This window comes from Albirhodobacter sp. R86504, assembly GCF_042466415.1.
GTDB lineage: Bacteria > Pseudomonadota > Alphaproteobacteria > Rhodobacterales > Rhodobacteraceae > Albirhodobacter.
Genome location: NZ_JAXHCH010000002.1, coordinates 1,727,207 through 1,753,801, shown reverse-complemented (window position 1 = coordinate 1,753,801; position 26,595 = coordinate 1,727,207). Strand labels below are relative to the sequence as shown.

Genomic DNA, 26,595 nt, shown 5'->3' with positions numbered 1-26,595 from the left:
CCCCGTGACCGATGCGACTGCGCAACTGAGCGGCTTTGACGAACGCCCTTCCGCGATTTCGGCCTGTCCGGCCTGTGTGGCGGCGCCCTCCGCCGCGGGGATGGCTCTGGCGGGCCAAGACGCCCGCGACGCCCGGATTATGCTGTCCTTGCCCACGATTCATTGCGCGGCCTGCATCACGGATGTCGAACGGGCGTTGGCGCGCCATGAGGGTGTGGTGTCCGCGCGGGTGAACCTCACACTCCGGCGGGTGTCGGTTGAGGCCGATCCCGCGGTTACCGCGGATGCTTTAATCGCGGCGTTGCGCGCGATCGGCTACGAGGCGCATGAACTGGACCCCGCCTTGCTGACCTCCACCGAGGCGGATCGTCAGGGGCGCGATTTGCTGATGCGCATCGGCGTCTCGGGGTTTGCGATGATGAATATCATGCTGTTGTCCGTCGCCGTTTGGTCGGGGGCGGAGGCGGCAACGCGCGACTTGTTCCATTGGATCTCCGCCGCGATTGCTTTGCCGACGGTGGTCTTTGCGGGCAAACCCTTCTTCGCCTCGGCTTTCGCGTCACTGCGCGCGGGGCGGTTGGGGATGGATGTGCCGATCTCGCTGGCGCTGATTCTCGCCTCGGCGATCTCAATTTTCGAGACGATGCATTCGGGCCATCATGCTTATTTTGACGCGGCGGTGATGCTGACGTTCTTCCTTCTAACGGGCCGGTATCTGGATTACCGCACGCGCGCTGTTGCGCGGTCGGCGGCGGAGGAACTCGCGGCGCTCGAGGTGCCCCGCGCAATCCGCATGTCGCAAACAGGGGAGGAAATTGTCCCCGTCGGCGATTTGCGGGTGGGCGATTTGGTTGTGATCCGCGCGGGCGCGCGCGTGCCTGCGGACGGGATCGTCGAGCAAGGAACGTCGGAGATTGACCGCTCGCTGCTGACGGGCGAAAGCCTGCCTGTGTTTGCGGGGAGCGGCCTTGCGCTGAGCGCTGGTGAGACCAATCTGACGGGCCCGCTGATGATGCGGGTGACCGCGGCAGGGCGCGACAGTTCGTTGCACCGGATGGCGGATCTCGTTGCGACGGCGGAGAGTGCGCGCAGCAAATATACCTCGCTCGCGGAGCGCGCGTCGCGATTTTATTCGCCCGCCGTCCATGTGCTGTCCTTCGGGGCGTTTGCGTTTTGGATGTGGAAAACCGGCAATGACGTTCGGTTTGCCGTGAATATTTCGGCCGCCGTCCTGATTATCACATGCCCCTGCGCGCTCGGGCTTGCGGTGCCGGCGGTTGTCACGGCGGCGTCTGGTAAGCTGTTCCGGATGGGGCTTTTGATCAAGGATGGCACCGCGCTGGAGCGACTGGCCGAGGTCGATACGGTTGTGTTCGATAAAACCGGGACGCTTACACAAGGTATCCCCACGCTTGAAAACCTCGCAGGGCTCAGCGAGCGCGAGGTGCAGATCGCAAAGGCTTTGGCGAGTGCGTCGAGCCACCCCCTCGCGATGGCGCTGGCAGCGGCGATCGACGGGCCGAGCGCTTTGGGCACCGATCTGCGCGAGAGGGCAGGCTACGGTGTTGAGGGCTGGTTCGACGGCGAGCTTTGCCGTCTGGGCCGCGCGGATTGGACGGGGGCCGCGCCGGTAAACGTCACCGCGACCACGCTGCGTTTGGGTGATGCCACGCCGGTGACGCTGACGTTCCAAGACAGTTTGCGTGCGGGCGCGATGGAGGCCGTCAGCGCGCTTCAGGCGCAGGGCAAGCGTGTGCTTTTGGTTTCGGGGGACGTGGAGACTGCGGTGGAGGCGCTCGCCGCGCGATTGGAGATCCGCGACTGGCACGCAAGGCAGCTGCCGGAGCAAAAGGCGGATATTATCGCGCAGATGACAGAGGCGGGCGCGCGGGTTTTGATGGTTGGGGATGGGCTCAATGATACGGCTGCGCTTGCGTCAGCGCATGTCTCGATCTCGCCTGCCTCTGCTCTGGAGGCGGCCCGCACGGCCTCGGATATCGTGCTTTTGGGCAATTCACTCGCACCTGTGGCCGAAGCCATCCGTATCGCCGTGAAGGCGCGGCGACGCATCAAGGAAAACTTTGCGATCTCCTTGCTTTACAACGTGGTGGCCGTGCCGATCGCGCTGGTGGGGGCCGCAACGCCTCTGGCGGCGGCCTTGGCGATGTCGCTGAGTTCGATTACCGTGTCGCTCAACTCATTAAGGCTTAAGTAACGCAATGGACATTCTGACCTATCTGATCCCGATCTCGCTCTTGCTGGGCGGCGCCGGTCTGGGGGCGTTCTTCTGGGCACTCAGATCGCGCCAATATGATGATCCCAAGGGCGATGCGGAGCGGATTTTGCGCAAGGATTACGATGATCACCCCGCGCCGTGATCGGAATTTCAGTCACAAAACCCACGAAATAAAAGAGCCGCATCCTTCCCTAGGATGCGGCTCTTATCTGCGCACGTCCGGAGCTAACGGGGCGCAGGGGTAAAGGCGATCTTACGGCCCGATCAACTCGCACGGGTTGGAGCGCGCCGCGATCCGGCGGCATGCCAGTTTGGCGTCATCTTCGGTCATGCCGACGAAGCTTGCCTCAAATCCCTGCGGACGTCTGTTGACCTTGCGGAGCGCCTCGCTCAGCGAATTGCTTTCCATCAATGCTGTCTGAACCAAGGCGCGCTGGGCGTTATATTCGGACGTGTGGAGACCGAGTTTGATCCCCCAATGACGACCGCCGGATGTCGACGCGCGCGCGATAACCACAGGATCTTCGCGGGGTGCGGCGGGTGTCGGCCCGACCGACGCGAGCAATAAGGTCTCGGGTTGCGGTTTGGATGATTGCACGAATCCGGCAGCGGGGGCCGCGAGAGGTTCTTGCGCCGTCTCCGTTTGCGCCGGAGCGGGCGCGGACGCGAGTGCAAGCGTTTCGGGCTGGGGTGCCGTGGTCTGGGTCGGCGCGGCCTGCAACGCGGTCGGCTTGGCGGCCGGAATTACAGGAGCGGGAACAGCGGCGGCTTGCGCGACAGCGACAGGCGCTTCGGGTTCGCTCACAGGATCGTTGCGGCGCGGAGCCTTGAGCGGACGCGGGCTGACATTGAGCCCGCCCTTCGCTTGCGCGACAGCAACCGGCGCGAGCACCCCCGAATCGGATGGGGTGTCCGCAATGCTCGCCACCGCATCTTGCGCGTCACTCACTGCGGCGGCCACCACAGCGGAATCCGATGGTTTAGGCGCCTGCGCAAGCGCGATCGCAGCCATGATTGCATCCGTATCCGTATCCGGCAGGTCTACCATTTGCGGTTTGGAATCGGGGCGGGGGCTTTCTACCAACGCCGCGCCAGTCACGCGAATCGTTTTGGCCGAATGCCCCGGCGCAGGCGCATCGCGCGGCGCTTCTGCGAGGTATTGCGGCGCTTCGGGCGCTTGTTCGCGCACTTTGCCTGGCGCGCGTCCGAAGCCTAGATCGAGCAGCTCTGCCATTTTGGCATTGCGTTGTGCGGTCGATGTGCCGCCAAAGACGGTTGCGATGATGCGCTTGTTGCCGCGCTTGGCCGAGGCGGTGAGGTTGAAGCCCGCAGCCGATGTGTAGCCAGTTTTGATGCCGTCCGCGCCCTCATAGGCGGCGAGGAATTTGCGGTTTGTGGAGTAGACGGTGCCCACGCCAACATCGGCCGAACGGCGGGAGAAAATGTTATAATATTGGGGAAAATCGTAAAACAAATGCCGACCGAGCAGGGTCATGTCTCTAGCCGTGGAGAGGTGTCCTGTGCGGGTCAGGCCGTTCGCGTTTTTAAATGTCGTGTTCTTCATGCCGAGCGATTTCGCCATGGAGGTCATGCGCTCGGCCCAAGCTTCTTCGCTGCCTGCGATGCCATCACCGATGGCGGAGGCGGCATCGTTCGCGGATTTTACCGCTGCTGCACGGATCAGGTAGCGCAGCGCGATTTTTTGTCCGGCCTTCAACCCCAAACGCGAGGGCGGCTGGGCGGCTGCGTTTTTCGAGACGGTAATTTTGGTGTCGAGCGTGATTTCGCCCCGTTCAATCGCGCGGAACGCAAGATAGAGCGTCATCATTTTGGTGAGAGAGGCGGGGTGAAGACGCGTATCGGCATTGTTTGAGTAAAGAATTTCGCCCGTTCGCGCGTCCATAACGATCGCAGCATAGGGGGCTGCCTGCGCCAAAATCGGAGCGCAAAGGAGTGTAAATGCCAAAAGCCCAAAACGGACCCAACGCATTAGCGTGGTCACGACCATGATCTTTTCCTGCCTCATTTGGTCCCGGTTTTTTGTGGGACTCTGAACTGCTTTGTTTCAGCGTAACACGGGTGTGTGAGGGAGAAAACAACCTTATTTCAAAGTGTTTCGTCGCGTCCTTCACGCAACACTTCCAGATTGCGCGGCTGTATCTAGTGCGGTTCTTGCTCCGTTCGTCCTAGATTTTGGGACGAGAGGGGCGCGACCGATACAGCGGCGGTATTGCGGGCGGCCTGCGCGTGCCAGCTTTTGGTTTCGTCGCGCGGAACTCCGCCGATCATTCCCGATCAATTTCGCGCTCGTCCCCTTCGAGTCGTTCCACAAGCCGAGCGAGGGTGTTTAATGTCTCGATTTCGTGGAATCTTGGCTCGTCGCGGGGCGCGTCGGCGGCCTCGAGCGCCCATCCTAATTCGGCGGGCACATAGACGCCGTGGCCACCCGCGCCGATCATGGGCAAAACATCGGACTTCATCGAATTCCCGACCATCAGCCCCTCGGCGGCGCCGCTGCCATGGGCCGCAAAGATACGATCATAGACGGGGATCTGTTTATCCGAGACGATTTCGACCGCATCGAACATGGGCCCCAAACCCGATTGCGCCAGTTTTCGTTCCTGATCCAGCAAATCGCCTTTGGTGATCAACACCAATCGGTGCGAGCGCGCGAGCGCCTCAACCGCCTCGCCTGCGCCGTCGAGAAGCTCGATCGGATGACGTAGCATTTCGCGCCCTGCGGCCATAATTTCTCCGATGACCTGTGCGGGGACGCGGCCTTCCGAGATTTCAATCGCGGTTTCGATCATCGACAGGGTAAAGCCCTTCACGCCAAAGCCGTAATGGCCGATATTGCGCCGCTCGGCGGCCAGAAGCCGCGTCTCCAGGTTTTCACGATCCGAATAGGGCGCGAGCATATCAAACACGCGCTGCTGGGTGAGGTGAAAGAAACGCTCGTTGTGCCAAAGCGTATCATCGGCGTCGAAGCCTATCGTCGTAATGCGGCCCAATGCGCGCGCCTCCTGATCCGGTGGGTGAATGTGCCCCCCGCGGGAAGGGGTGCCCGAAATGCGGGCAATTTGTCGCAAATGTTGGCGTTGAGCAATGAGCGCGACATCTTTGAGCGGTAATACAGGGGCGCCGCGTCAGGCAATCGCATAGGCTTTTATCCTTCGGGGTTTCAATATCCCGATATATTCCTATATTCCCAGCTCAAACCTTTTGATTCCGCCGCAATCACGGAGCACGCCTTGCGTCAGCCCGATATTATGATGAACGATGACGACGCGCCCGACGGCGATCTAGGCATCGCCCTCAAGACGCGGCCGAAATCCAAACGCCCGCCGCTTTATAAAGTCCTTCTGCTCAATGACGACTACACGCCGATGGAGTTCGTGATCCATGTGTTGGAGCGCTTCTTCGGCCTTGATCACGCGCAGGCGTTCGAGATCATGTTGACGGTCCATAAAAAAGGCCTCGCGGTTGTGGGCGTCTTCTCTTATGAGATCGCTGAAACCAAGGTCGCGCAGGTTATGGATAGCGCGCGGCGCAACCAGCATCCGCTGCAATGCACCATGGAAAAGGAGTGAGGGCCTCGCGCCCCGCCCAATAAAATGTCTCATCCCCGTATCTCTCTTGCGCTTGACGCATTTCCTCCGCTGCCTGACGGGCAGATTCTCGTTCTGGGCGCACGTGAAAGTGACGATCTGTCCGATCTGGCGCAAGATCGTCTGACGGTGATCCGTGGCTTTGCGCCCGATTTCGCGGTTTTGAAGGCGCGCGGATTTTCGGTATTTCCCGCGATCGAGGGTCTGGAAGCAACGACCTTCGCCGCGGCGCTGATTTTTCTGCCACGCTCCAAAACCGAAGCGCGGGCGATGATCGCGCAGGCGCGGGCCCGCACCAAGGGCCCGATCTGGATCGACGGCGGTAAAACCGACGGGATCGATTCGATTTTGAAGGACATGCGCGCGGCAGGCGAGGTTGTCCCGCCGATTTCAAAAGCTCATGGCAAGATTTTCGCGGCGCATCCTGCGGGCGATCTGGCCGAGTGGCTGCCAGTCGAGACATCCCCCGCTGAGGGTTTCGTGACGCGTCCGGGCGTGTTTTCGGAAGGAAAGGTAGATCGTGGCTCGCAGCTTCTTGCGGCGGTGCTGCCCCCCAAACTCCCCTCGCGCGTTGCCGATCTCGGTGCGGGTTGGGGGTGGTTGTCCGCGCAGGTACTGGGCATTCGCGGCGTTGATGAAGTCCACCTGATCGAGGCGGATTACACCGCGTTGGAGTGCGCGCGCCTCAACATCACCGATCCGCGTGCGCAGTTCCACTGGGCGGATGCGACGGATATCAGCTTTGACCACCGTTTCGGGGCGGTCGTGATGAACCCACCATTCCATACCACCCGCGATGCCGATCCTGCTTTGGGGGCGGCGTTTATCCGTGCGGCGTCAAAAATCCTGTCGCTGTCGGGTAACCTCTACATGGTGGCCAATCGTCATCTGCCCTACGAGACCGCCTTGCGGAGCCAGTTCAAAGAGGTGGAGGAATTGTTCGCGCCACAAGCTTCCGGCGCGCGCGGGCCAGATGGCGCTTTCAAGCTCTACCGTGCCGCAAAACCCGTCATCGGGCGCTAAGCGCGCCTAGCATCGAGGTCTGATATGTCACTTTCAATTTCCGGTAAAACCGCAATCGTCACGGGCGCCGCGCATGGCATCGGCGGCTGTATCGCACGGCATTTTGTCGACCGTGGCGCGAATGTGATGTTCGCGGATATCGACGAGGCCAAACTGGCGGCGGATGTCGGGGCGGATGCCGAAGCTGAAGGCCCGGTGCGGTATTTCGCGGGGGATCTTTGCCAAAAGCTAACGATCAACAATCTCATTTCTGCGACCATCGATGCGTTCGATCGGATCGATATCCTCGTCAATGCATCGCGATGCTTCGAGGCGAGCGATCCGCTTGCCGTGCAAGACGATCTGCTCGACAAGATGCTGCGTCAAAACCTGACCTCTGGACTGCGCCTGTCGCAGATGGTCGCGAAGCGAATGGTGTCGCAGGCGGAAAAAGAGGGCGTTGAGGCGGGTCAGGCCATCGGGTCAATTATCAATCTCTCCTCCATCGCGGCACAGCGCAGCCAGCCTGAATTGTTGGCTTATTCCATCGCCTGCGCAGCGCAAGATCAGGCGACGCGGTCGCTCGCGTTGGCGTTGGCGCCCAAAGGTATCCGCGTGAATGCGGTGGCGATCGGGTCGGTGATGTCAGCCTCGCTACAAGCCGCGCTAAAAGAGAACGGTGACCTGCGGGATGCAATTTTGGATGCGACGCCGCTCGGCCGGATCGCGGCCGCGCCGGAGGTGGTTGAGGCAGTGCAATTCCTCGCCTCTGCGGGATCAGGGTTCATGACCGGTCAAATCATGACCGTGGACGGCGGCCGTAGCTTGATGGACGCGGTGAAAGTTCCGGCGTTCTGAAGCAAATGCGCGGGGCCAACGCGCCCTGCGCCGCCCGAGCGTCGCACTTTTTCCCTGTCAGCTTTCCGCTGGAAACTCGACGCGACACTGCGCCATCGCGGCCTCGGTGGGCGCACGCAGCTTCTTGAGCCGCGATCGCAAGACACCCAATTCCGCCTCCGCGATTTCCGTATCAACGCGTACACGACGCGTGATCGTGACGTCGTAATCCTCCAAACAAAGCCGCGCACGACCACCGCCCCGTTTATCCCGTCCGTCGTTGCCTTTTTTGTCGCCTGTCTCACGGCGCGGGCGGGGGCCGCAAGGCACCCAGCGCGTGCGCGACACGTCTTCCTCGACGAGCGAGTACCCCCGCGCGATGTCTTGCTCCAACGTGGCAACGCGCGATTGGGTCATCCGGTAGGTCCGCGTTTCGCGGTTCAAACACCGATCAAGCGGCGTTGCACATGCCGCCAGCGCCAAGAGCCCGAAAAGCCCCAGCGCCTGCGGTTTCATCTGACGCATTCCTATACGCATTGCGGTCTCTCCCTCAAACCCGAGCGCGGCGCATCTGACGACAGGGCGCGGTGTGCCGAGTTTCTCCAGCCGTTATCCTTACGAGGTTGCGACAAAAACGCAATTCCCGATCACGCCGCAGCCTGATAGGAACAGCGCAAAGAAGGAGCCTGCTATGACTGATCCCGCCTCGACCTCCGCCCAAGGTATCACCCCACCGGCGCCAGATTTTACCGATCAAAAGAGTTGTGCCGCGGCATGGTTTTCGGAGTTGCGCGATCGGATCGTGAGTGCCTTCGAGGCCTTGGAAGATACCCAGACCCAAGGGCCACACGCCGACCGCGCGGCAGGACGGTTTGACGTGACGCCGACCACCCGTGTGGGGGAGGGTGGCGAGGATCAGGGCGGCGGCAAGATGTCGGTGATGCGCGGCGGACGCGTGTTCGAGAAGGTCGGGGTGAATATCTCGACCGTTTGGGGGACGCTCGCGCCGCGCGCGCAAAAGGCTATGGCCGCACGCGGTGTTCCGGGAATGGCCGAGGATCCCCGATTTTGGGCGGCAGGCATCTCGTTGGTTGCGCATATGCAAAACCCCCATGCGCCTGCCGTGCATATGAACACGCGGATGTTCTGGACGCCGCATGCTTGGTGGTTCGGAGGAGGGGCCGATCTCAACCCGTGTATCGAATACGCGCAAGACACGGCTGATTTTCACGCTCAAATGCAGGGCGCTTGCGATGCGCATGACGGCGCTTATTATCCGAAGTTCAAAGCTTGGGCGGATGAGTATTTCTTCATTCCGCACCGTGGTCGCGCCCGCGGTGTCGGCGGGATCTTCTACGATGATCTCAATACCGGCGATTGGGAGGCGGATTTTGCCTTCACGCGCGATGTCGGCGCGGCGTTCTTGCCAGCCTATCTGCCAGTGACCGAGCGCCGCCGCGACACCCCTTGGACCGAGGCCGATCGCGAGACGCAAGCCCTGCACCGTGGTCTTTATGCCGAATATAACCTTGTCTACGATCGCGGGACGAAGTTCGGTTTGGAGACGGGGCATAACGCCGATGCCGTTTTGATGAGCCTTCCGCCCGTCGCGAAGTGGTATTGAGCGATGTCGCCGGACGTTCTTCTGGCCTTTGCAATGACGTCCGCGCTGATTGAACTTACGCCCGGGCCGAATATGGCCTATCTCGCGCTGCTTGCGGCAACAGAGGGCCGCAAAGCGGGTGTGGCGGCGGTCGCGGGCGTGGCGCTAGGCCTCGCGATCGTTGGGGCCTTGGCGGCGTTTGGTGTCGCGGCCCTGATCTCCTCGTCGGAATGGGTTTACCAATCTTTGCGATGGGGCGGGGTGGCGTATCTGCTATGGCTCGCGTGGGACGGGTGGCGCGGCGCGGCCGAGCAGGTAGAACATGCTCCGCTCGGGTCAACCTTGTGGCGCTATTTCCAGCGCGGTCTAATTACCAACCTGTTGAACCCCAAAGCCGCCGTATTTTACGTCGCCGTTTTGCCCAGCTTTCTGGCCGATACGGCCGCCTTGCCGCAAACAATGACCCTTTGCGCGATTTATGTGGCGGTGGCGACCGCGATCCACCTCGCCATTGTGCTGCTGGCCAGCACGGCGCAGCGGTTCTTTGACAATCCCGTACGCGAACGGATCTTGCGGCGGGTGCTTTCCATCGGTTTAGGGGTTGTGGCGATCTGGTTCGCGTTTAAAACCGCTCGGTAACGCGCAGGGGCGCGATCATGAGCAAGGGCGGGCAATGCTTCACACAATCTTGGCGCTGATTTCGTTTTCATTCGTTTCCTCGATCACGCCCGGCCCCAATAATCTGATGTTGATGACCTCGGGCGCGAATTTCGGGTTTCGGCGTACGGGCCCGCATATGTTGGGTGTCGCGATCGGATTTGCGGTGATGGTTGCGCTGGTCGGGTTTGGTGTCGCGCAGGTGTTCATCGCGCATCCGGCCGCACGGCGGATTCTGGCGGCGCTGTCTGTCATCTATATGTTCTGGCTCGCGTGGAAAATCACGCAAGCCAGCGCGCCATCCAAGCGACAAGTCGCGAAACCGATGACGTTTTTGCAAGCGGCGGCGTTTCAATGGGTCAATCCCAAGGCGTGGGCGATGGCGGTGACCGCGGTTACGGTCTATGCCGCGCTTGGCCCCTTGGCCGTTGGGCTTGTCTTCGGGCTGGTCACAATACCTTGCGTGGCGGTCTGGGCGGCGCTCGGTTTGGGTGTTGCACGGTGGCTAAGCGATCCGCTGCGGCTCAAGATCTTCAATTACAGCATGGCAGCTATGCTCATACTTTCGCTTGCTCCGGTGCTGGAGCTTGCAAAATAAGGCTATACAGCGCGGAGTTTTACCGCTATTGGGGCTGCTTCCTTAAATTCGAAAGTGATACCCCCCATGAGCAATCTCGACCGCGTGCATCCGGCCCTCGCCGACGGCATCCGTGCCAAAGGCTACGAGAGCCTGACTCCGGTGCAAGAGGCGGTGCTCGATCCTGAGATTGCCAATGCGGACCTTCTCGTTTCTGCGCAAACTGGCTCCGGTAAAACCGTCGCCTTCGGCCTTGCCATGGCCGAAAACCTGCTAGAGGGCGCAGCGTTCGCCTTCGCAGATATCCCGCGTGCATTGATTATTGCACCGACACGCGAACTTGCGATGCAAGTTCAACGCGAATTGCAGTGGCTCTATGGCCCGACAGGTGCCGTGATCGCTGGCGCAGTCGGCGGCATGGATGCGCGCGCAGAACGTCGCGCGCTTGAGCGCGGCGCACATATTGTTGTCGGCACACCTGGCCGGATTTGCGATCACATGCGCCGTGGCGCACTGGACTTGTCGGCGTTGCGCGTTGCTGTGCTCGACGAGGCCGACGAGATGCTCGATTTGGGCTTCCGTGAAGATCTCGAATTCATTTTGGAGGCGGCACCGGAAGATCGCCGGACGTTGATGTTCTCGGCGACCGTGTCCAAAGATATCGCGCGCCTTGCGGGTGAATTCCAAAAAGATGCACAGCGCATCTCGACCGTATCCGCGCAAACACAGCATTCGGATATCGAATACCGTGCTTTGCTCGTGGATAACGCGGATAAAGAAAATGCCATCGTCAACGTGCTGCGCTTCTATGAAGCCCCCACCGCGATTGTCTTTTGTTCAACGCGCGCGATGGTGACGCATCTGACAACGCGGTTCTTGAACCGTGGGTTCTCGGTCGTGGCGTTGTCGGGCGAGTTGAGCCAGGACGAGCGGTCGCGCGCCCTGCAAATGATGCGCGATGGCCGTGCACGTGTGTGTATTGCGACGGATGTCGCCGCACGCGGGATCGACCTTCCGGGCCTTGAACTGGTCGTCCACGCGGATCTTCCGGTCAACAAGGAAGCACTCCTGCACCGCTCGGGTCGGACGGGCCGCGCTGGGTCGAAAGGCGTTTCTGCGATCATCGTCCCGATGCGCGAGCGCAAAAAAGCCGAGCGCCTGCTGGGGTTCGCGAAGATTACTGCCAACTGGGCTTCGGCGCCATCGGCGGAAGAGGTTTCCACCCGTGATGTGGAGCGTTTGCTCTCTGATCCGTTGCTGACCAAGCCCGTGACCGAGGACGAGAAAGATCTCGTCGCGCGCTTGCTGTCGACCTATGACGCGGAAGCGCTGGCGGGTGCAGTGATGCGCCAGTTCCTCGCGCAGCGTTCGGCACCCGAAGATCTGAACCAGATTAACGTCGACGGTGCACCGCAGCCGCGCCGCGAGTTTGGCCCAAGCTTGTTCGTGAAGCTCTCGGTTGGTCATGCTGGCCGCGCCGATCCGCGTTGGCTTTTGCCGATGCTCTGCCGCGCGGGCGATATGTCGCGCCGTGATATCGGTGCGATCCGTATCTTCGAAGAGCACACGTTTGCGCAGATTCACGATGATGCGCGGGCAAAGTTCATCGCGGGTATTGGCGCTGGACAAGAGCTGGAAGACGGCATCAAGGTCGAAGTGCTGAGCGGCGAGCCCGAAGGCATGAACGGCCCGACCCCGCGCCCCGCGCGGTGGGATAGCAAGCCTTCCGGTGGTGGTTTCGACAAAAAGCCGCGCCGTGACTTCGGCGACAAACCAAAACGCGATTTTGGCGATAAGCCAGCCTACGGTGACAAGCCCAAGCGCGACTACGGCGACAAGCCAGCCTACGGTGATAAGCCCAAGCGCGACTACGGCGACAAGCCTGCCTACGGCGATAAGCCGAAGCCCGCGGGCAAGGCGGCGACGGGCGATAAGCCTTGGGCGAAAAAAGGTGGCCATGGTGGTGCGGCTGCGAAGCCTGCCAAATACGGCAAACCGGGCGCCAAGCCGGGAAAGCCTAAGGGTTGGGCGTAAGCCCAACGTCCCAACGGCGGAAACAGACATAAAGAAAGGGGGCCTCGCGGCCCCCTTTTTTCGTCTTGTTTCACGGGGGATGTTATCCCTTACGGACGGTCTCGATCATCAGGGCAACATTTTCAGGGTCCGCATCTGGCGTGATACCGTGCCCAAGGTTGAAAATATGCGGCCCGTTTTTGAACGCCCGCACGACTTCTTGCGTGGCTTCCACCAATGCCTCACCGCCCGTCACCATGTGACGCGGGTCCAGATTGCCTTGAACGCAGCCGTCTTTTTGCACATTCGCTGCCGCCCATTGCGCAGAAATCGAGTTGTCGATGGCGACGCAATCCGCGCCCGTTTTCTTGGCGAACCCGACATAGCCCGCCCCTGCTTCGCGCGGGAAAGCGATCACCGGAATATGCGGATAGCGCGATTTGAGCGCCTTAATAATCTTGATCGTGGGTTGGACGGCGAATTCATCAAAATCCGCACCCTTCAGCGATCCTGCCCAGCTATCGAAAATTTTAACGACTTCCGCACCCGCCTCGATCTGCATCGCGAGATACTCGATCGTCGCATCCGTGATCAGGTCGATTAGCGCACTGAAGGTCGCGCGGTCTTCCGATTTAAGCAGATGTGCAGGCCCTTGATCTTTCGTGCCTTGGCCCGCGATCATATAGGTCGCGACAGTCCACGGCGCGCCAGCAAAGCCAATAAGCGTCGTCTCGCGGGGGAGGGCCTCGGAGAGGCGCTTCACGGTCTCGTAGACAGGCGCGAGATGCGTGTGGATATCGTCCTTACCCTTCAACGCCTTTAGCCCCTCTGCGGAGGTGATCGTCGAGAGGCGCGGGCCTTCGCCCGTCACGAACCAAAGATCGGCGCCGAGTGCTTGTGGGATAAGTAAAATATCCGCAAACAAAATGGCCGCATCAAAGCCGTAGCGGCGGATGGGTTGCAACGTGACTTCGCACGCGAGTTCAGGGTTGTAGCACAGCGACAGGAAATCGCCTGCCTGTGCCCGCGTCGCGCGATATTCGGGCAGATAGCGGCCCGCCTGACGCATCATCCAGATGGGCGGCGTCGGCAGCACCTCGCCCTTGAGCGCGCGCAGGATGGTTTTTTCGGTCATCGAGGTCTCCTTCGTTCCCCCCTTCATCGCGGCCTGCGGCGCGATGTCAACCCACTCGCGCTTGCAAGGGCCCAATGTCGCAGCTAATCAAGGCATATGAAACACATGCCCACGCCCCAATCCCCGCTGAAAATCGGCACGCGCGGCTCGCCACTGGCGCTCGCGCAGGCTTTCGAGACCCGTCTGCGCCTGATGCGCGAACATGGTTTGTCCGAGGAGGCGATGGAAATCGTCGTGATCAAGACAACGGGTGACCGTGTTCTGGATCGTCCGCTGAAGGAAATTGGCGGCAAGGGCCTGTTCACGCGCGAGATCGAGGAGGCGATGATCTCGGGTGAGATCGATATCGCCGTGCACTCGATGAAAGACATGCCGACGATTTAACCGCAGGGTTTGGCGCTGGATTGTTTCTTGCCGCGTGAGGATCCGCGCGATGCCTTCGTCTCCGAGACATACGCGAGTTTGAGCGAGATGCCTGCGGGCGCGATCATCGGCACATCCAGTTTGCGCCGCCGTGCGCAGGTGGCCCATGTGCGCCCTGATCTGCGGATCGTCGAGTTCCGCGGCAACGTGCAGACGCGTTTGCAAAAATTGGCGGACGGGGTTGCCGATGCGACGTTCCTCGCCATGGCGGGGTTAAATCGGTTGGGTCGTCAAGAGGTTGCGCGATCTGCCATTGAGGTCAAGGAGATGTTGCCGGCGGTGGCGCAAGGCGCGATCGGGATTGAGCGCCGCGCCGATGACGTGCGCGCGGCGTTGCTGCTTGCCCCCATTCAAGATGTCGCAACATCGAACCGTTTGATGGCCGAGCGTGCGTTTTTGGCGGAACTGGATGGGTCTTGCGAGACGCCGATCGCGGCATTGGCCATTCTTGAAGGGTCAAAAGTATGGCTGCGCGGCCAGATTCTGGCGAGCGATGGGTCGGTCGCCTATGCAGGTGAGCGCCGCGGCCAGATCGCACAGGGGGCCGTCTTGGGCCAAGACCTCGCGCAGGAGCTTTTGTCGCAGGCAGGCGAGGGGTTCTTCGCGCATCGCTAAATGCCGTTGCGCGGGGGGCTGACCTGCGACCACTGTCGAGGCATCGGCGGTTTCTCGCGCAGAGGATGGGCGCAGGCTTCCGCGATGTCTCGCTCAAAGGTATGAGCGATAAAAACCGAGGGTGAAGCTATGTTGATCTCCCGCCGTCAGGCGCTCGTTTTTGCCCTCTTGGGGCTCTCCGCTTGCGGCGGAAATTCTGAAAGCCGTGCACGCAGCAATAAGCTCGCGTTGCAAAACGGTGAGACGCCAGAGCTTCGCGCGCTGATCAACAAATGGGCCGATCACTACGAAGTGCCGCGCACATTGGTGCACCGCTCCGTGCAGCGCGAATCAGGCTACCGCGCGGAGGCTCGCAACGGCCCTTACTACGGGTTGATGCAAATCTTGCCGCAAACCGCCCGCACGATGGGGCATCGAGGCGCGCCGAGTGAGCTTTTGGATGCGGATACCAACCTGAAATATGGCGTGAAATATCTGCGCGGCGCATGGCTATTGTCGAACGGGTCCGAGGATCGCGCGATCAGCTGGTATGCGAAGGGCTATTATTACGAGGCCAAGCGTCGCGGGATGTTGAAAGAAACCGGTCTGCGCAGTTAACTTTCGGCGGCGCCCTGATTTTGTGAATCCTTAAAATTGATTTACGCGCCCATGCGTATCAGGCTTGACGCATGGGCCAATTTTAGGGACAGATTTCTTATGAAAAACAGTTTTATCCGCGATCCCGCAGGTGGGGTGAACCAGATCGGTGTTCGCGATCACAATGAGCGGCTTTTGCTGTCATTGATACACCGCCATGGCGCTATCGCCTCTGCCGAAATCGCCCGTCGGACAGGTCTGTCGCCGCAAACAGTGTCCGTGATTTTGCGCAAGCTTGAAACCGACGAGCTTGTCGTCAAAGGCGAGCCGCAGCGCGGCAAGGTTGGCAAACCCCTCACGCCGATGGCGCTTCGGGCGGACGGGGTGATGTCGTTTGGCCTGAAGATCGGGCGGCGGAGCTGTGATCTGGTGCTCACCGATTTCACGGGCAAACCGCGTGCGCGGCGCAGTTGCACATATGTTTTCCCCACGCCCGATGCGATCATTTCGTTCCTGCGTGAGGGGATGGAGGCGATCCACGCTGACCTGACGCCCCGCGAGGCAGGCAAGATTTGCGGCATCGGCATCGCGGCGCCTTTTGAGATGTGGAACTGGCTCGAAGCGGTCAACGCGCCTGCCGAGAAAATGGAGGCATGGCGCGGATTTGATTTCGTCGCGGAAATCGCAAAGTTTTCGGAATACCGTGTGTTCATTGCCAATGATGCGACTGCCGCCTGCGCCGCAGAGCACGGGTTTGGCCGTGGCCGCGAGATCGCGGATTACGCCTATATCTTCGTGGGCTATTTCATCGGTGGCGGCGTTGTTTTGAACGATAACGTGTTTGCGGGGCGCTCAGGCAATGCGGCCGCGTTCGGTACATTGCCTGTCGCCGACACCAGCCGCCCTGGCCATCAGCTCATTCACAACGCATCGCTCTACCTGCTTGAGCGCCGCCTCGCGGAAGCGGGGTTGGACCCTATGCGGATCTGGCAGGGGCCAGACGCTTGGGACGGGATCGAGCCACATTTGGGAGAGTGGATCGACGGGGCTGCGAAACATATCGCAATCGCGATTGTTGCCATTTCCTCCGTGATTGATTTCCAAGCGGTTATCCTCGACGGTGGTTTCCCCGAAACAGTCCGTGCGCGTTTGCTCGCGGCGATTTCGAAGGCGCTCGCGTCGGTGGACAGTCAGGGGATCGCTTTGCCGAGCTTGCTCGAAGGCTCGGTCGGCTCCGATGCGCGGTCTATTGGGGCGGGAAGCCTGCCGATCACCGCGCAATATCTTCTCGCGGGCAGTGCCTTTAGCAGCTGACCTTGTAGCGTTACGCGGCCCGGAGACGTAGGGCGTTTGTCACGACAAATACGGAGGAGAAGGCCATTGCGCCTGCCGCTAGCATGGGCGAGATCCCATGGAGGCCAAGTGGCGTAAAGGCGCCCATCGCGACGGGAATAAGGGCGGCGTTATAGGCAAAGGCCCAGAACAGGTTTTGGCGGATGTTGCGCATCGTCGCTTTGGACAGAGCGAGGGCGTCAGCCACCCCGCGCGGATCGCCACGCATCAAAACGACCTCTGCCGCTTCGATCGCGATATCTGTCCCGGTGCCGATGGCGATCCCGATATCCGCCTGCGCAAGGGCAGGGGCGTCATTGAGCCCATCCCCGACAAAGGCGACGATGCCCCGTTCTTTCAGCGCCGTGATGGCGGCGGCCTTGCCCTCGGGCAAAACGCCGCCAATCACATTGCGGTCAGTGTCTTTGAGGCCGATCTCGCGCGCGACCGCCTCGGCGCTCGCTTGCAAATCGCCTGAGAGTATCGTCACCGTGATACCCGCGTCTTGAAGGCGCTGCACCGCCTCGCGCGCCTCGGGTTTGATCGGGTCGGCCAACCCGAGGAGAGCAAGAACCTCGCCTTCCACTGCGATCCACACGGGTGTCTTTCCGGCCTGCGCCAATCGCTCGGCATCCTCAATGAAACGCGGCGCGATGTTTTCCGCCTCAAGCGCGCGGCGGTTGCCGATAACAACCGTTTTGCCCTCGACCTGCGCGCGCAACCCCATGCCCGCCAAAGCCTCAACCTTGCGCGCGCGGGGGAGGGCCGCCCCTGCGTCTCCGGTGGCGCCCTGTGCGTCGGTCAGGCTTTGGCGCGCGCGGTCTACAATCGCGCGCGCCAAAGGGTGCTCTGATCGGCTTTCGGCCGCCGCTGCCAGTCGCAAGGCCGATGTGATATCCGCCGGCTCTCCGATACAGTCGGTGATCTGCGGGTGCCCTATGGTCAGCGTTCCTGTCTTGTCAAACGCGATGGTCGAGACGTTGGAGAGGCGTTGCAATGCATCGCCGCGCCGAAACAACAGGCCCTTTTGCGCGGCGCGCCCGGTGCCCATCAGGATCGAGACCGGCGTTGCCAATCCCATCGCGCAGGGGCAGGCAATAATCATCACCGAGATCGCGGCGATCAGCGCGGGTGCAAGCTGCGCGCCAAGCGCCAGCCAGATCGCGAACGTCGCCAGCGAAAGCATGATGACCGTGGGCACAAAGACGCGGGTGACGCGGTCCACCAAGGCTTGCACGGGCAGTTTAGCGCCTTGCGCGCTCTCAACCATCGCAATGATCCGCGCCAGAACGGTTTGCGCGCCCGTGGCCGTTACGCGAAAGCTGATCGCAGAGGCCCCGTTCAGCGTGCCGCCTGTAACTTGATCGCCGACCGTTTTACGTTGCGGGAGCGGCTCGCCCGTCAGCATTGCTTCGTCAATCCAGCTGTCGCCATCGATGATAACCCCGTCAAGGCAGACGCGCTCCCCCGCCGCGAGATGCACGATGTCGCCCGCAACAAGGTCATCGACGGGCAGAGTGATGACGCCGGACGGACGTTCGACCTGTGCAGTTTGCGGCGTCAATTCAACGAGTTTCGCAATCGCCTCGCCCGCTTGGCCCTTGGCGCGGGCCTCCATCCAGCGCCCCAGCAAAATCAGCGTGACAATCATTGCCGCCGCCTCGAAATACACCCCGCGCGACACGATCGGGAAGGCATCGGGGAGTATGGTGACGCAAGCCGAGTAGCCAAATGCAGCCAGTGAGCCGAGTGCCACAAGGGAGTTCATCTCCGGCGCGCCGCGCAGGAGCGCGGGCAGTCCTTTGCGCAAGAAGACGCGCCCCGGCCCGATGAGCACGAGCGCTGTCAGGCCCATCTGGATCACCCAGCTCGTGCGCTCGCCCATGGTGGCCATGATCCAGTGGTGAAACGCGGGGATCATATGCGCGCCCATCGCCAGCACGAACACCGGCAGGGTCAGCACGGAGGCGATGGCCATATCGCGGGCTAACTGCGCCGCTTCGGCTTGCTGGCGCAGCGCAGGCGAGGGAGGGGGGGATTGCGAGCCTTGCGCAACTGCGACAAGCCCGCCCTGATCTTTCAAGATGTCGTTGAGTGCACGTGTCAATTCGCGCGGCGAGGTCATGCCTTGTGCATAGGTCAGTGTCAGCGCCGCCCCGTTCGGGGGGCTGCTGAGTGAATCGCCTTTGCTCTCATCGGTATCATGTGACTGGACGACCTCGATCACCCCCGCAATTGCGCCGATCTGCGCGATGATGTTGTCCTGTGCAGCATCGCCCAGACCGTCGATCACGTAGCGAGTTTTGAGGGTCGCCGCCGGATAGCCGGCCGTCTCCAGCGCTTCGAGCAGGGCGTGGGGGCTCGCGGGTGCGGTGTAGGTGACATGGACAGTGCGGGCCATCAAATTGGCCGCCGCAGAGTGCACGCCGTCTTGATCTCGCAAAGCCCGTTCGACGCGCCCCGTGCAGGCCCCGCAATGCATTGCATCAATCGTGAGGTGGAGTGTCGATGGGTGTGCGGGCGATCGTGGTGGGGTACGGGGTTCCATGCGGGCCTCCTCTCACATTCCACCGAGATAAGGGCTCACGCGGCACGGTGCAAGCCGCGCGGCGCATATGCCGATCTTCGCCTAGGGGCCGCGGCGCGGGCGCGCATCAACGCAGAGCGGCGCGTGAAATCGTTCAAAACAAGGACGTTTGCGTCAGTTTCCTACCGGCAAAGTTGCGCTTAAGGTTGAGCGCTCGTGATTGAGGTGCTAGCGTCACACGATCATTGAACGGAGAACCCTATGGACCGTCGCGCACTTCTCACCAGTTTCGCCGCTATCCCGCTCTTGGCTGCGCCAAGCCTGTCATCCGCACAAGCGGCGCCGGAGAAACTGATCAAGGCCGCTGCTTCCGCGCCGGTTTCCACTTCCGCCACGTCGCAGATCGAGATGGGGCCGGTGACCTTCCCGGAAGGGTCCACATGGCCTATCGCCGAGCGCTTCTACCCGCGCGAGGTCCAGGTCAAGCCGTCGCTCACCGTCGGGTCCATCATCGTGGTGAGCGAAAAGTTCTTTTTATATCATGTATTTGCGCCGGGCCGCGCGATGCGTTACGGCGTCGCCGTCGGCACCGAGGAGCTCGTCTTCCGGGGGGATGCGACCATTCAGCGCAAAGTTGAATGGCCAAGCTGGCGCCCGACGCAAGAGATGATCGAACGAAACCCGCAGGCATATAAGAAATACGAAGATGGCATGCCGGGCGGGCCGACCAATCCGCTGGGCGCGCGGGCGCTCTATCTCTACCAAAACGGCCGCGACACGGCAATTCGTATCCACGGCACGACATCGCCGTCTTCCATCGGCCATGCGGCATCGAACGGATGCCTGCGGATGGTGAACGAGCATGTGATCGCGCTGTTTGATCGTGTCCCTCTCGGAACGCCGGTGACGGTCTATTAATTTTATTGCTGAGTGTGCTTCAAAAGGTCCGGTCGTTTGGCCGGACCTTTTTGTTTTGCTGCGATCCGCTGACGCGCCAATCCCAGTAAAACAAGCCTGTCGTACGCGGGATGAAATTAGTTTTGAGGCTGGTTGAAAAAAACGGCCGTTTTCGCTTGACGCCCCCCGTCCCCTCCCTTAGTTACCCGCCGCAGTGGCTAGGTAGCTCAGCTGGTTAGAGCATGCGACTCATAATCGCAGGGTCGGGGGTTCGAGTCCCCCCCTCGCCACCACTTCCCCCCTTTTTGCAAATTGATGCCGAACGCAACGCGTAGCGCGGCGGTTTCTGGCACGCGCGATCGCGCAGATCTCCGCGCAAGGCATAAAAAAAATCCGCGCCACTGGGGCGCGGATCAGTCAGGGAGGGGTAGCAGGCAGCCACGCTCGCGAAGCTAAGCGGAAGACTCAGCCATATCGGGCACTCACGCATATGGGGCACGTCCGGTAGCGAGGGCATGGCGGAAGCTGGTCGGAGGGCGCAGTTAACGCGGCCTCCTCATGTCACGGCCTTGCTCAAACCCGGCGAGAAATGCGGGGATCAACGAGGCAATCGGGTTGGTCTGCGCCACGGGCGGTGGTGGTGGTGGCGGTGTCGGGCGTGAGAAGGCAATGGCCAGTGCGACAATACTGATGCCGAGGTAAACCAACCCCAACACGATCGCCGCGAATGTGGCGTCCCGCGTGGCTTCCAGAACAAGCCAACCCGCAACGGTCAAAAAGCCAAGGCCGACCAATCCGAACACCGCCCCCACGCCGGCAAAGGCGGAGCGGCGCGCGGCGTCTGCGATACGATGTTGCAACGCGCCAAGCATATCTTATTTCCGCGCGGTCAACAGGCCAGCAAGGAAGCCGATACCGGCCGCGATACCAACTGCAGCGGCTGGGTTTTGGCGCACGGTGTCCTCGGTTTGCATGTAGGCGAGGCTCGCCTTGTCGCGGGCAAGGTGATAGGCCTCGTCCGCCTTCTGCGCGGCGATCCGTGCAGCTTCCTCGCCGGACGCTTTGACGGATGCGGCTTGGGTGCTTGCGGCTTCCGACAGGTTCTTTCCTTGGGTCTGCCCGTAAGCGGCGAGCGCTTTGGTGAGGCCGGACACGTCGCTGCGCAATGCGGCGAGTTGTGCTTCGATTTCGGAAGTATCGGTTTTGCTTACGTCTTTAAGTGTCGTTGTTGCCGATTGTGCCATGGTCATTCTCCAAATTGAATGGGCTGCGGTGGGCGGTAAAACCGTCGTTCGTTGCAGCGATTGAAAAGATAACGCGCCATCTCGGGGAAAGTTCCCGTGCTTTGGCAAAACCACGTCGGGAAGCCGTCGCAGGCGCTGCATTGGTCCGCCCTAACCTTACGCGCGCGCACACGCTGCGCGCCATGACCTGTGTCAATATGCCGATATTCGGGGATGATGTTTGGCGAAAATTTGGCCGATCACCCGCGCGCTTCCTGCGCGTTTGCTAATGTGAGGAGGCGCTCAAATAAGTAGCCCCCGCGGGCGGCAAACAGGAGCACCTGCGCGGCTTTTCTCGAAGAGTTCGGGAACCATCCCCTCATAAGTCGCGTTGGTTGCACAATGGGGCGTCGAGAGAGACGCTCACCCCGGCGCCAGTTTTCGGCGCGTCACACAACAAATGGAGAGTATCATGCTTGGTTGGGCTTTGACGTTTCTCATCGTAGCACTCATCGCGGCAGCATTCGGTTTTGGCGGTCTCGCCAGCGCGTCTGCCGGTATCGCGCAAATTCTGTTCTTCGTCTTCCTCGTGCTGTTTGTCATCGCGATGGTGGCCCGTGCGGTCCGCGGTAAACCGCCCGTCTAAGGGCATGTGTTAAGCGCGAAGCTTCGTGAGAGACCAGCAGGGCGCGCCATCCGGCGCGCCCTTACCAATTCGATATCATGTGATTTTATGAGACGGTTTAGATGCTCCGCTGTGAAAAAAACGCATCCGCAAGGAACTGGAGCGCGTCGACTGCGTTGATTTGGTGAAACGCGCGGCGGGGACGATCTGTCCCTAAGGCCCGCGATGGATTATTGAGAAAGGATACGACAGATGGCTGACGTTCTCACCACAATCTCGACCGCCGACAAGGTTTCCACCGGTATCAAGGCGCCCAAGAAAGTCGCAACGGAATTGAACAAGGCGCTGAGCGCGACGTATCGGTTGCTCATCGATACGCATGTCACGCATTGGAACGTTGAAGGCCCAATGTTCTATTCGATCCACATGCTGACAGAGGCACAATACGGCGAATTGTTCGAGGCTACCGATGTGCTGGCCGAGCGCGTGCGGGCGCTGGGCTCGCTCACGCCGATGGGTGCCGATGCGCTGATCGGCAAACCGAATGCCGTGGCGGAGAAGCCTTCGGCGCGTGAGATGGTCGAAGCGCTCGCCGAGAGCCACGAGGAACTCGCCCGCATGATGCATGACTTGGCGGAGACGTCGGAGGAAGCACGTGACATCGTGACGGCCGATCTGGCGACGGCGCGGTCTGGTGTGCACGAGAAGGCCGCATGGATGCTGCGTTCGATGGCCGCCTAAGGTCTTTGAGGCCGCCATAAAGCCCGCCAAGCAACCTGCTTGGCGGGCTTTTTTATGCGTATCACAGGGGCAAACCCTCACGCAAAGCGAGGCTGCGAGTGGACGTGGATTTCGGGGACCGGCTTATCCCATTTCGAGACGCGGACAAGTGTCGTATGCGCGATGTTGCCTTGGCTGAGGGATGTCGACCCCTGATCCAAAGTCAGCATATTCGGGTTGCCGTGCACGCAGATCCGTTCACCGTCGATCTCGCGCAGATCGAGCCAAGCCCCGGTCGGCAGCGAGATGCAATCGCGCCGCATCTCGGGCGTGAGGATCAGCCCTGCGAGGCAAGCGCCGCGCGGGCTTTCAAGGCGCACGATATCGCCGCTCTGAAGGCCGCGTGCGGCCGCCGCGTCGGGGTGCATCCAGCACGCCTCACGCCCCGCCACTTTCGCGGCTTTGGCGACGCTTCCACTGTCGTTCTGCGAATGAAGCCGCGTGTCGGGCTGTCCCGACACAAGATGCAGTTGATCGGGGGCCGCGGTCGTAAGCCCCTCGACGGGGGTCTGCCAAGTGGGGATTGGCCCGCAATCCGCCAGACCCATTGCGGCGATCGACTGACTTTCGATCTCAATCTTGCCGCTCGGCGTCTGGAGGGGATTGTTTACCGGATCGTTGATGAACGCGCCGAACTGAATGCGCAGCGTCTCAGGTTCGGGGAGGTCGAAAATCCCGTCCTCTTTAAAGCGGTCGAACGCCGGTAGGGAGGCGCCAAAGCTTTGCGCCGCTTGCGCACAGCCCTGCCAGAGATGCCGTAGCCAGCCCTTAACATCGCGCCCCTCGCAAAAGGCCGCCTCGGTCCCCATACGCGCCGCAAGAGCGGAGAGGATCGCATAATCGTCGCGCGCCTCGCCCTTGGGCGGCATCGCGGCGGACATATACACCAATGCTGGATCACGGCGGTTCACCATCAGATCGTCGCGTTCCAAAGCGGATGTCGTGGGCAAAACGATGTCTGCACGGCGCGCGGTCGCGGTCCAGCTATGATCCAAGACTACCACCGTTTCAGGATTGCGCCAGACCCGATCAAGGCGATTGAGGTCTTGATGATGATGGAACGGATTCCCGCCTGACCACCAGATCATCTTTGCATCGGGGTAAGTGCGTGTCTCGCCGTTGTAGCGATACGCAGTGCGGGGGTATTCGAGCATGTCCGCGATCCGTGCGACCGGGATATAATCACGAACGGGGTTGCGCCCCTGCGGCACGGAGGGCCAATCGACCCAACGCGTTGCGCGGCCAACGATTTCGCTACAGCCATAGCCGAAGGCGTAGCCCGTGCCGGGTTGGCCGATTTGCCCGAGCAAGCACGCCAATGAGAGGCCTGCCCAAAGTGTAATTTCGCCCCGATCCGCTCGCTGCATCCCCCAGGCCATGGCGATCATCGTGCGGGTTGTGCTGATCCGATCCGCCAGATCGCGAATTGTTTGCGCGGGGATATCGCATAACGCGGCTGCCCACTCGGGCGTCTTCGGTGTGCCGTCTTGGGCGCCCGTCACATAGGCTTCGAACGTCGCCGCGCCATGCGTGTAGCGGTCAAGGAAGGCTCGATCCGCGCGGCCCAAACGGAATACTTCATAGGCCAGCGCAAGAATAAGTGCGCAATCCGTGCCGGGCCGCAGGCCAACCCAATCCGCCGCCAGATGCGCGGCCATATCGGTGCGCAGGGGCGAGATATTGACGAGCTTGCACCCATTGCCCTTCGCCTTCGCCAACCAATCCTCGGTTTCATGGCTGGACGTGCCCGCGGAGGCGATTTGTGCCGCGCGCTTCGATATGCCGCCGAACGCCAAAAGCGTTTCGCAATGCTGTGCCACCAATGGCCAGCTTGTCATCTCGTCTTGGAACACTTTATTCGACATCCCGGTGAGATGCGGAAAAATGACCTCGGCGCCGGCATGGGAATAGGTGTCCCGCGCATTTACGAAACCGCCGATTGTGTTGAGGAACCGACGCAGTTGCGATTGCGCATGATGAAAGCGGCCCGCCGACGCCCAGCCGTAAGAGCCCGCGAACAAGGCGCCGTTGCCATGTGTATCGACCACACGGCGCAGCTCTTGTGCGGTGATGTCCAAGGCTTCGTCCCAAGGCAGCTCAACAAACTCGGCATCGCCATTGCGATCTGTGTCGCGGTTTTCGAGCCAGCCTTTGCGGATCGAAGGCCGTAAGATGCGGCTGTCACTGTCGCGCATGGCGTCCAGCCAACCGGACCCGATCCGCGCGGGTTGATTGTCGCGGGCGATGGGTTTGAGGTGAGCGGTCTCACCAAAACCGTCGATTTCAAAAATACCCCAATGCGCCGCGGTCAATTTCTGAACCATCGAAAACCTCTTGTGAATATGGGCAATCCCCTATCGCACGGAGTAGCGCCAGATCAGATCAAAGCCAAGTGGTGGCAGGTAGCGGGGCGGGCGTTTGATATGCAAAAGGCCGCGCAGATTGCGCGGCCAGAAGCGGACCCCTTTTGGGGGAATGGGGGCGTCGCGCTGGGCGACGTAGACCTTAGAAGGTCGTTTTAACAGTAACGCTCGACAGGGCAGCGTCGATTTTCGTGGAGGCTGCGCCTGTGCCTTTGGTGACCATCGAGAGCGCTGCTGCGCCGAGGCCAACCACTGCTGCGGTCAGAACAACCCAGTCAACAGTCACAGCGCCTTCTTCTTCTGCGTTGAATTTTTTAACAAGTTTGAACAGTTTCATCGGGTCTCTCCTACCGAGTGGTTAATCGTAAGTTGTTTAGGGCTAGGCATGTTTGCCTTGGCATGTGGGTGTTTTGGCCCCCAATCTGGGCGCGAATGGGGCAGGATACGGGCCATTTTCGAGCGAAGTGATTTTTATTAATAGAAGTTAACAAAGCTGGAAACGGGAACGGCCCGCCGTTTCGGGCGGGCCGTCGTCGCGGGCTGCTTTGGCACGCGTCTTATCGCGAGGTTTTTAAACCGCCGAGAATGTCCGCCGCCAGTTCAAACGATCTGATGCGGGCGGCAGGGTCGTGGATCATCCCTGTGACAATCAACTCGTCAGGTTGGTAACGCGCGATCAGATCCGCCAGTTCGCGCGCGACAGTCTCGGGCGCGCCGGTCGCTGAACATGACAGGGCTTGCTGCACACCGGCCATGACCTGAGGCGGCACCTCGTCGGCCAGGGCCTCGGTCGGGGGCGGTAGCTTACCAGGCTTCCCCATATGCAAACGCGCGAAGGCGAGGATTTGCGAGCTGCGCAGATAGGCGGCTTCTTCTTGCGTGGGGGCCACACAGACCCCCGCCGCGATCATCACATGGGGCTGCTTAAGCGCGGCTGACGGACGGAATGTGGCGCGGTAGGTCGCCAGCGCCTCATCAAGCATCGCAGGTGCGAAATGCGATGCAAAAGCGTAGGGCAGGCCGAGATACGCGGCGAGCTGCGCGCCGTAGAGGCTCGACCCCAAGATCCATACGGGAACATGCGTCCCCTCGCCGGGAATGGCCCGCACGCGGGGCGTGGCGGGCGCATCGCCCAGATAGGCAATCAACTCTTGCACGTCTTGGGGGAAGCCGTCCTCGGGGGCCATATGACGGCGCAGGGCGCGCGCGGTGGCCATATCCGTCCCCGGTGCGCGGCCCAAGCCAAGATCAATCCGGTCGGGATAGAGCGTCGCCAATGTGCCAAATTGCTCCGCGACCATGAGGGGTGCGTGATTGGGCAACATGATCCCGCCTGCGCCAACACGCATGGTTTTCGTCGCCCCCGCGATATGGCCGATCACCACAGCGGTCGCCGCGCTGGCAATGCCGGTCATGTTGTGATGCTCGGCGAGCCAATAGCGATGGTAGCCGGCCGCCTCGGCATGCTGCGCGAGAGACACGGAATTTGCGAGGGCATCGGCGGCGGTGCTGCCCTCCGGAATCGGAGAGAGATCGAGAAGTGAAAAGTTTTGCATCATATCCTGC

Annotated in this window: 24 protein-coding genes, 1 tRNA gene and 1 pseudogene; 16 read left to right on the top strand and 10 right to left on the bottom strand. The window is 61.2% G+C overall.

Annotation, left to right across the window (positions count from 1 at the left end):
* The first annotated feature begins 100 nt into the window (after positions 1-100).
* Together SJY32_RS10370 and ccoS are read left to right on the top strand one after the other, a co-directional pair.
* Positions 101-2,215: a heavy metal translocating P-type ATPase gene (locus SJY32_RS10370; RefSeq protein WP_376877684.1), complete on the top strand. Its 2,115-nt coding sequence runs from the start codon at positions 101-103 to the stop codon at positions 2,213-2,215.
* Positions 2,216-2,219: 4 nt separating this feature from the next.
* Entirely contained in the window at positions 2,220-2,378 is a 159-nt protein-coding gene (gene ccoS / locus SJY32_RS10365) for a cbb3-type cytochrome oxidase assembly protein CcoS (protein WP_376874577.1), read from the top strand.
* Between the two features lie 111 nt (positions 2,379-2,489).
* Here the strand turns inward: ccoS and SJY32_RS10360 are convergent, their stop codons facing one another.
* Positions 2,490-4,244, bottom strand: coding sequence for a serine hydrolase (locus tag SJY32_RS10360; protein WP_376874574.1), 1,755 nt, complete (start codon positions 4,242-4,244; stop codon positions 2,490-2,492).
* Between the two features lie 277 nt (positions 4,245-4,521).
* Positions 4,522-5,247 carry an HAD family hydrolase gene (locus SJY32_RS10355; protein WP_376874571.1) on the bottom strand — a complete coding sequence of 242 codons (726 nt, stop codon included), beginning with the start codon at positions 5,245-5,247 and terminating at the stop codon, positions 4,522-4,524.
* 258 nt (positions 5,248-5,505) lie between these two features.
* Between SJY32_RS10355 and clpS the strand changes: the two genes are divergently transcribed.
* The 3 genes from clpS to SJY32_RS10340 are packed head-to-tail and all read left to right on the top strand — an operon-like array spanning position 5,506 to position 7,704.
* Positions 5,506-5,826 (top strand): ATP-dependent Clp protease adapter ClpS, encoded by a 321-nt coding sequence (clpS, locus tag SJY32_RS10350; protein WP_376877681.1) that lies wholly within the window; start codon positions 5,506-5,508, stop codon positions 5,824-5,826.
* A gap of 24 nt (positions 5,827-5,850) precedes the next feature.
* Positions 5,851-6,867, top strand: a complete 1,017-nt coding sequence (locus SJY32_RS10345) for a class I SAM-dependent methyltransferase (RefSeq protein ID WP_376874569.1) — start codon at positions 5,851-5,853, stop codon at positions 6,865-6,867.
* Positions 6,868-6,891: 24 nt separating this feature from the next.
* Complete coding sequence (locus SJY32_RS10340; protein WP_376874566.1) at positions 6,892-7,704, top strand: SDR family NAD(P)-dependent oxidoreductase; 813 nt, start codon at positions 6,892-6,894, stop codon at positions 7,702-7,704.
* A gap of 57 nt (positions 7,705-7,761) precedes the next feature.
* Here the strand turns inward: SJY32_RS10340 and SJY32_RS10335 are convergent, their stop codons facing one another.
* Positions 7,762-8,208, bottom strand: coding sequence for a hypothetical protein (locus SJY32_RS10335; RefSeq protein WP_376874563.1), 447 nt, complete (start codon positions 8,206-8,208; stop codon positions 7,762-7,764).
* Between the two features lie 166 nt (positions 8,209-8,374).
* Here SJY32_RS10335 and hemF point away from each other — a divergent pair, with 166 nt between their 5' ends.
* The 4 genes from hemF (at position 8,375) to SJY32_RS10315 (ending at position 12,554) form a co-directional block, all read left to right on the top strand.
* Positions 8,375-9,307, top strand: a complete 933-nt coding sequence (gene hemF, locus SJY32_RS10330) for an oxygen-dependent coproporphyrinogen oxidase (protein ID WP_376874560.1) — start codon at positions 8,375-8,377, stop codon at positions 9,305-9,307.
* 3 nt (positions 9,308-9,310) lie between these two features.
* Entirely contained in the window at positions 9,311-9,925 is a 615-nt protein-coding gene (locus tag SJY32_RS10325) for a LysE family translocator (RefSeq protein ID WP_376874557.1), read from the top strand.
* Positions 9,926-9,959: 34 nt separating this feature from the next.
* The gene (locus tag SJY32_RS10320; RefSeq protein WP_376874554.1) at positions 9,960-10,541 is read left to right on the top strand and encodes a LysE family translocator; all 582 of its coding nucleotides are present in this window, start codon (positions 9,960-9,962) and stop codon (positions 10,539-10,541) included.
* A 66-nt stretch (positions 10,542-10,607) separates the two neighbouring features.
* The gene (locus tag SJY32_RS10315) at positions 10,608-12,554 is read left to right on the top strand and encodes a DEAD/DEAH box helicase (protein WP_376874551.1); all 1,947 of its coding nucleotides are present in this window, start codon (positions 10,608-10,610) and stop codon (positions 12,552-12,554) included.
* A gap of 82 nt (positions 12,555-12,636) precedes the next feature.
* Here SJY32_RS10315 and hemE read toward each other — a convergent pair whose 3' ends face one another.
* Entirely contained in the window at positions 12,637-13,668 is a 1,032-nt protein-coding gene (hemE, locus tag SJY32_RS10310) for a uroporphyrinogen decarboxylase (protein WP_376874548.1), read from the bottom strand.
* 96 nt (positions 13,669-13,764) lie between these two features.
* Here hemE and hemC point away from each other — a divergent pair.
* From hemC to SJY32_RS10295, 3 genes and pseudogenes are all read left to right on the top strand, one after another.
* A pseudogene (hemC, locus tag SJY32_RS10305) lies at positions 13,765-14,706 on the top strand (hydroxymethylbilane synthase).
* Between the two features lie 129 nt (positions 14,707-14,835).
* The gene (locus SJY32_RS10300) at positions 14,836-15,303 is read left to right on the top strand and encodes a transglycosylase SLT domain-containing protein (RefSeq protein WP_376874545.1); all 468 of its coding nucleotides are present in this window, start codon (positions 14,836-14,838) and stop codon (positions 15,301-15,303) included.
* A 99-nt stretch (positions 15,304-15,402) separates the two neighbouring features.
* The gene (locus SJY32_RS10295; RefSeq protein WP_376874542.1) at positions 15,403-16,596 is read left to right on the top strand and encodes an ROK family protein; all 1,194 of its coding nucleotides are present in this window, start codon (positions 15,403-15,405) and stop codon (positions 16,594-16,596) included.
* Between the two features lie 10 nt (positions 16,597-16,606).
* On the opposite strand, the gene SJY32_RS10290 is transcribed toward SJY32_RS10295, so the two are convergent.
* The gene (locus SJY32_RS10290) at positions 16,607-19,162 is read right to left on the bottom strand and encodes a heavy metal translocating P-type ATPase (RefSeq protein WP_376874539.1); all 2,556 of its coding nucleotides are present in this window, start codon (positions 19,160-19,162) and stop codon (positions 16,607-16,609) included.
* 240 nt (positions 19,163-19,402) lie between these two features.
* Between SJY32_RS10290 and SJY32_RS10285 the strand changes: the two genes are divergently transcribed.
* A complete protein-coding gene (locus SJY32_RS10285) occupies positions 19,403-20,059 on the top strand; it encodes a L,D-transpeptidase (RefSeq protein ID WP_376874536.1) in 657 nt (218 codons plus the stop codon).
* Between the two features lie 195 nt (positions 20,060-20,254).
* Positions 20,255-20,331, top strand: a tRNA-Met gene (locus SJY32_RS10280).
* Between the two features lie 249 nt (positions 20,332-20,580).
* On the opposite strand, the gene SJY32_RS10275 is transcribed toward SJY32_RS10280, so the two are convergent.
* Together SJY32_RS10275 and SJY32_RS10270 are read right to left on the bottom strand one after the other, a co-directional pair.
* Positions 20,581-20,910, bottom strand: a complete 330-nt coding sequence (locus tag SJY32_RS10275) for a phage holin family protein (RefSeq protein ID WP_376874533.1) — start codon at positions 20,908-20,910, stop codon at positions 20,581-20,583.
* 3 nt (positions 20,911-20,913) lie between these two features.
* Entirely contained in the window at positions 20,914-21,282 is a 369-nt protein-coding gene (locus SJY32_RS10270) for a DUF883 domain-containing protein (protein WP_376874530.1), read from the bottom strand.
* A gap of 451 nt (positions 21,283-21,733) precedes the next feature.
* Here SJY32_RS10270 and SJY32_RS10265 point away from each other — a divergent pair, with 451 nt between their 5' ends.
* Together SJY32_RS10265 and SJY32_RS10260 are read left to right on the top strand one after the other, a co-directional pair.
* Entirely contained in the window at positions 21,734-21,907 is a 174-nt protein-coding gene (locus SJY32_RS10265; protein ID WP_376874527.1) for a DUF1328 domain-containing protein, read from the top strand.
* Between the two features lie 231 nt (positions 21,908-22,138).
* Positions 22,139-22,627, top strand: a complete 489-nt coding sequence (locus tag SJY32_RS10260) for a Dps family protein (RefSeq protein ID WP_376874524.1) — start codon at positions 22,139-22,141, stop codon at positions 22,625-22,627.
* 77 nt (positions 22,628-22,704) lie between these two features.
* On the opposite strand, the gene SJY32_RS10255 is transcribed toward SJY32_RS10260, so the two are convergent.
* From SJY32_RS10255 to SJY32_RS10245, 3 genes are all read right to left on the bottom strand, one after another.
* Positions 22,705-24,990 (bottom strand): molybdopterin-dependent oxidoreductase, encoded by a 2,286-nt coding sequence (locus SJY32_RS10255; RefSeq protein ID WP_376874521.1) that lies wholly within the window; start codon positions 24,988-24,990, stop codon positions 22,705-22,707.
* Positions 24,991-25,171: 181 nt separating this feature from the next.
* Entirely contained in the window at positions 25,172-25,366 is a 195-nt protein-coding gene (locus SJY32_RS10250; protein ID WP_376874518.1) for a hypothetical protein, read from the bottom strand.
* Between the two features lie 220 nt (positions 25,367-25,586).
* Entirely contained in the window at positions 25,587-26,585 is a 999-nt protein-coding gene (locus SJY32_RS10245; RefSeq protein WP_376874515.1) for an LLM class flavin-dependent oxidoreductase, read from the bottom strand.
* Between the last annotated feature and the right edge of the window lie 10 nt (positions 26,586-26,595).

What these genes read in the sequence shown, in the direction of transcription:
- SJY32_RS10320 (WP_376874554.1), top strand. Translation starts at nt 9,960, where the DNA reads ATGCTTCACACAATCTTGGCGCTGATTTCGTTTTCATTCGTTTCCTCG.
- SJY32_RS10270 (WP_376874530.1), bottom strand. Translation starts at nt 21,282, where the DNA reads ATGGCACAATCGGCAACAACGACACTTAAAGACGTAAGCAAAACCGAT.
- SJY32_RS10345 (WP_376874569.1), top strand. Translation starts at nt 5,851, where the DNA reads ATGTCTCATCCCCGTATCTCTCTTGCGCTTGACGCATTTCCTCCGCTG.
- SJY32_RS10340 (WP_376874566.1), top strand. Translation starts at nt 6,892, where the DNA reads ATGTCACTTTCAATTTCCGGTAAAACCGCAATCGTCACGGGCGCCGCG.
- clpS (WP_376877681.1), top strand. Translation starts at nt 5,506, where the DNA reads ATGATGAACGATGACGACGCGCCCGACGGCGATCTAGGCATCGCCCTC.
- SJY32_RS10250 (WP_376874518.1), bottom strand. Translation starts at nt 25,366, where the DNA reads ATGAAACTGTTCAAACTTGTTAAAAAATTCAACGCAGAAGAAGAAGGC.
- SJY32_RS10360 (WP_376874574.1), bottom strand. Translation starts at nt 4,244, where the DNA reads ATGGTCGTGACCACGCTAATGCGTTGGGTCCGTTTTGGGCTTTTGGCA.
- ccoS (WP_376874577.1), top strand. Translation starts at nt 2,220, where the DNA reads ATGGACATTCTGACCTATCTGATCCCGATCTCGCTCTTGCTGGGCGGC.
- SJY32_RS10295 (WP_376874542.1), top strand. Translation starts at nt 15,403, where the DNA reads ATGAAAAACAGTTTTATCCGCGATCCCGCAGGTGGGGTGAACCAGATC.
- hemE (WP_376874548.1), bottom strand. Translation starts at nt 13,668, where the DNA reads ATGACCGAAAAAACCATCCTGCGCGCGCTCAAGGGCGAGGTGCTGCCG.
- SJY32_RS10275 (WP_376874533.1), bottom strand. Translation starts at nt 20,910, where the DNA reads ATGCTTGGCGCGTTGCAACATCGTATCGCAGACGCCGCGCGCCGCTCC.
- SJY32_RS10260 (WP_376874524.1), top strand. Translation starts at nt 22,139, where the DNA reads ATGGCTGACGTTCTCACCACAATCTCGACCGCCGACAAGGTTTCCACC.
- SJY32_RS10300 (WP_376874545.1), top strand. Translation starts at nt 14,836, where the DNA reads ATGTTGATCTCCCGCCGTCAGGCGCTCGTTTTTGCCCTCTTGGGGCTC.
- hemF (WP_376874560.1), top strand. Translation starts at nt 8,375, where the DNA reads ATGACTGATCCCGCCTCGACCTCCGCCCAAGGTATCACCCCACCGGCG.
- SJY32_RS10370 (WP_376877684.1), top strand. Translation starts at nt 101, where the DNA reads ATGGCTCTGGCGGGCCAAGACGCCCGCGACGCCCGGATTATGCTGTCC.
- SJY32_RS10265 (WP_376874527.1), top strand. Translation starts at nt 21,734, where the DNA reads ATGCTTGGTTGGGCTTTGACGTTTCTCATCGTAGCACTCATCGCGGCA.
- SJY32_RS10290 (WP_376874539.1), bottom strand. Translation starts at nt 19,162, where the DNA reads ATGGAACCCCGTACCCCACCACGATCGCCCGCACACCCATCGACACTC.
- SJY32_RS10255 (WP_376874521.1), bottom strand. Translation starts at nt 24,990, where the DNA reads ATGGTTCAGAAATTGACCGCGGCGCATTGGGGTATTTTTGAAATCGAC.
- SJY32_RS10335 (WP_376874563.1), bottom strand. Translation starts at nt 8,208, where the DNA reads ATGCGTCAGATGAAACCGCAGGCGCTGGGGCTTTTCGGGCTCTTGGCG.
- SJY32_RS10285 (WP_376874536.1), top strand. Translation starts at nt 19,403, where the DNA reads ATGGACCGTCGCGCACTTCTCACCAGTTTCGCCGCTATCCCGCTCTTG.
- SJY32_RS10325 (WP_376874557.1), top strand. Translation starts at nt 9,311, where the DNA reads ATGTCGCCGGACGTTCTTCTGGCCTTTGCAATGACGTCCGCGCTGATT.
- SJY32_RS10315 (WP_376874551.1), top strand. Translation starts at nt 10,608, where the DNA reads ATGAGCAATCTCGACCGCGTGCATCCGGCCCTCGCCGACGGCATCCGT.
- SJY32_RS10245 (WP_376874515.1), bottom strand. Translation starts at nt 26,585, where the DNA reads ATGCAAAACTTTTCACTTCTCGATCTCTCTCCGATTCCGGAGGGCAGC.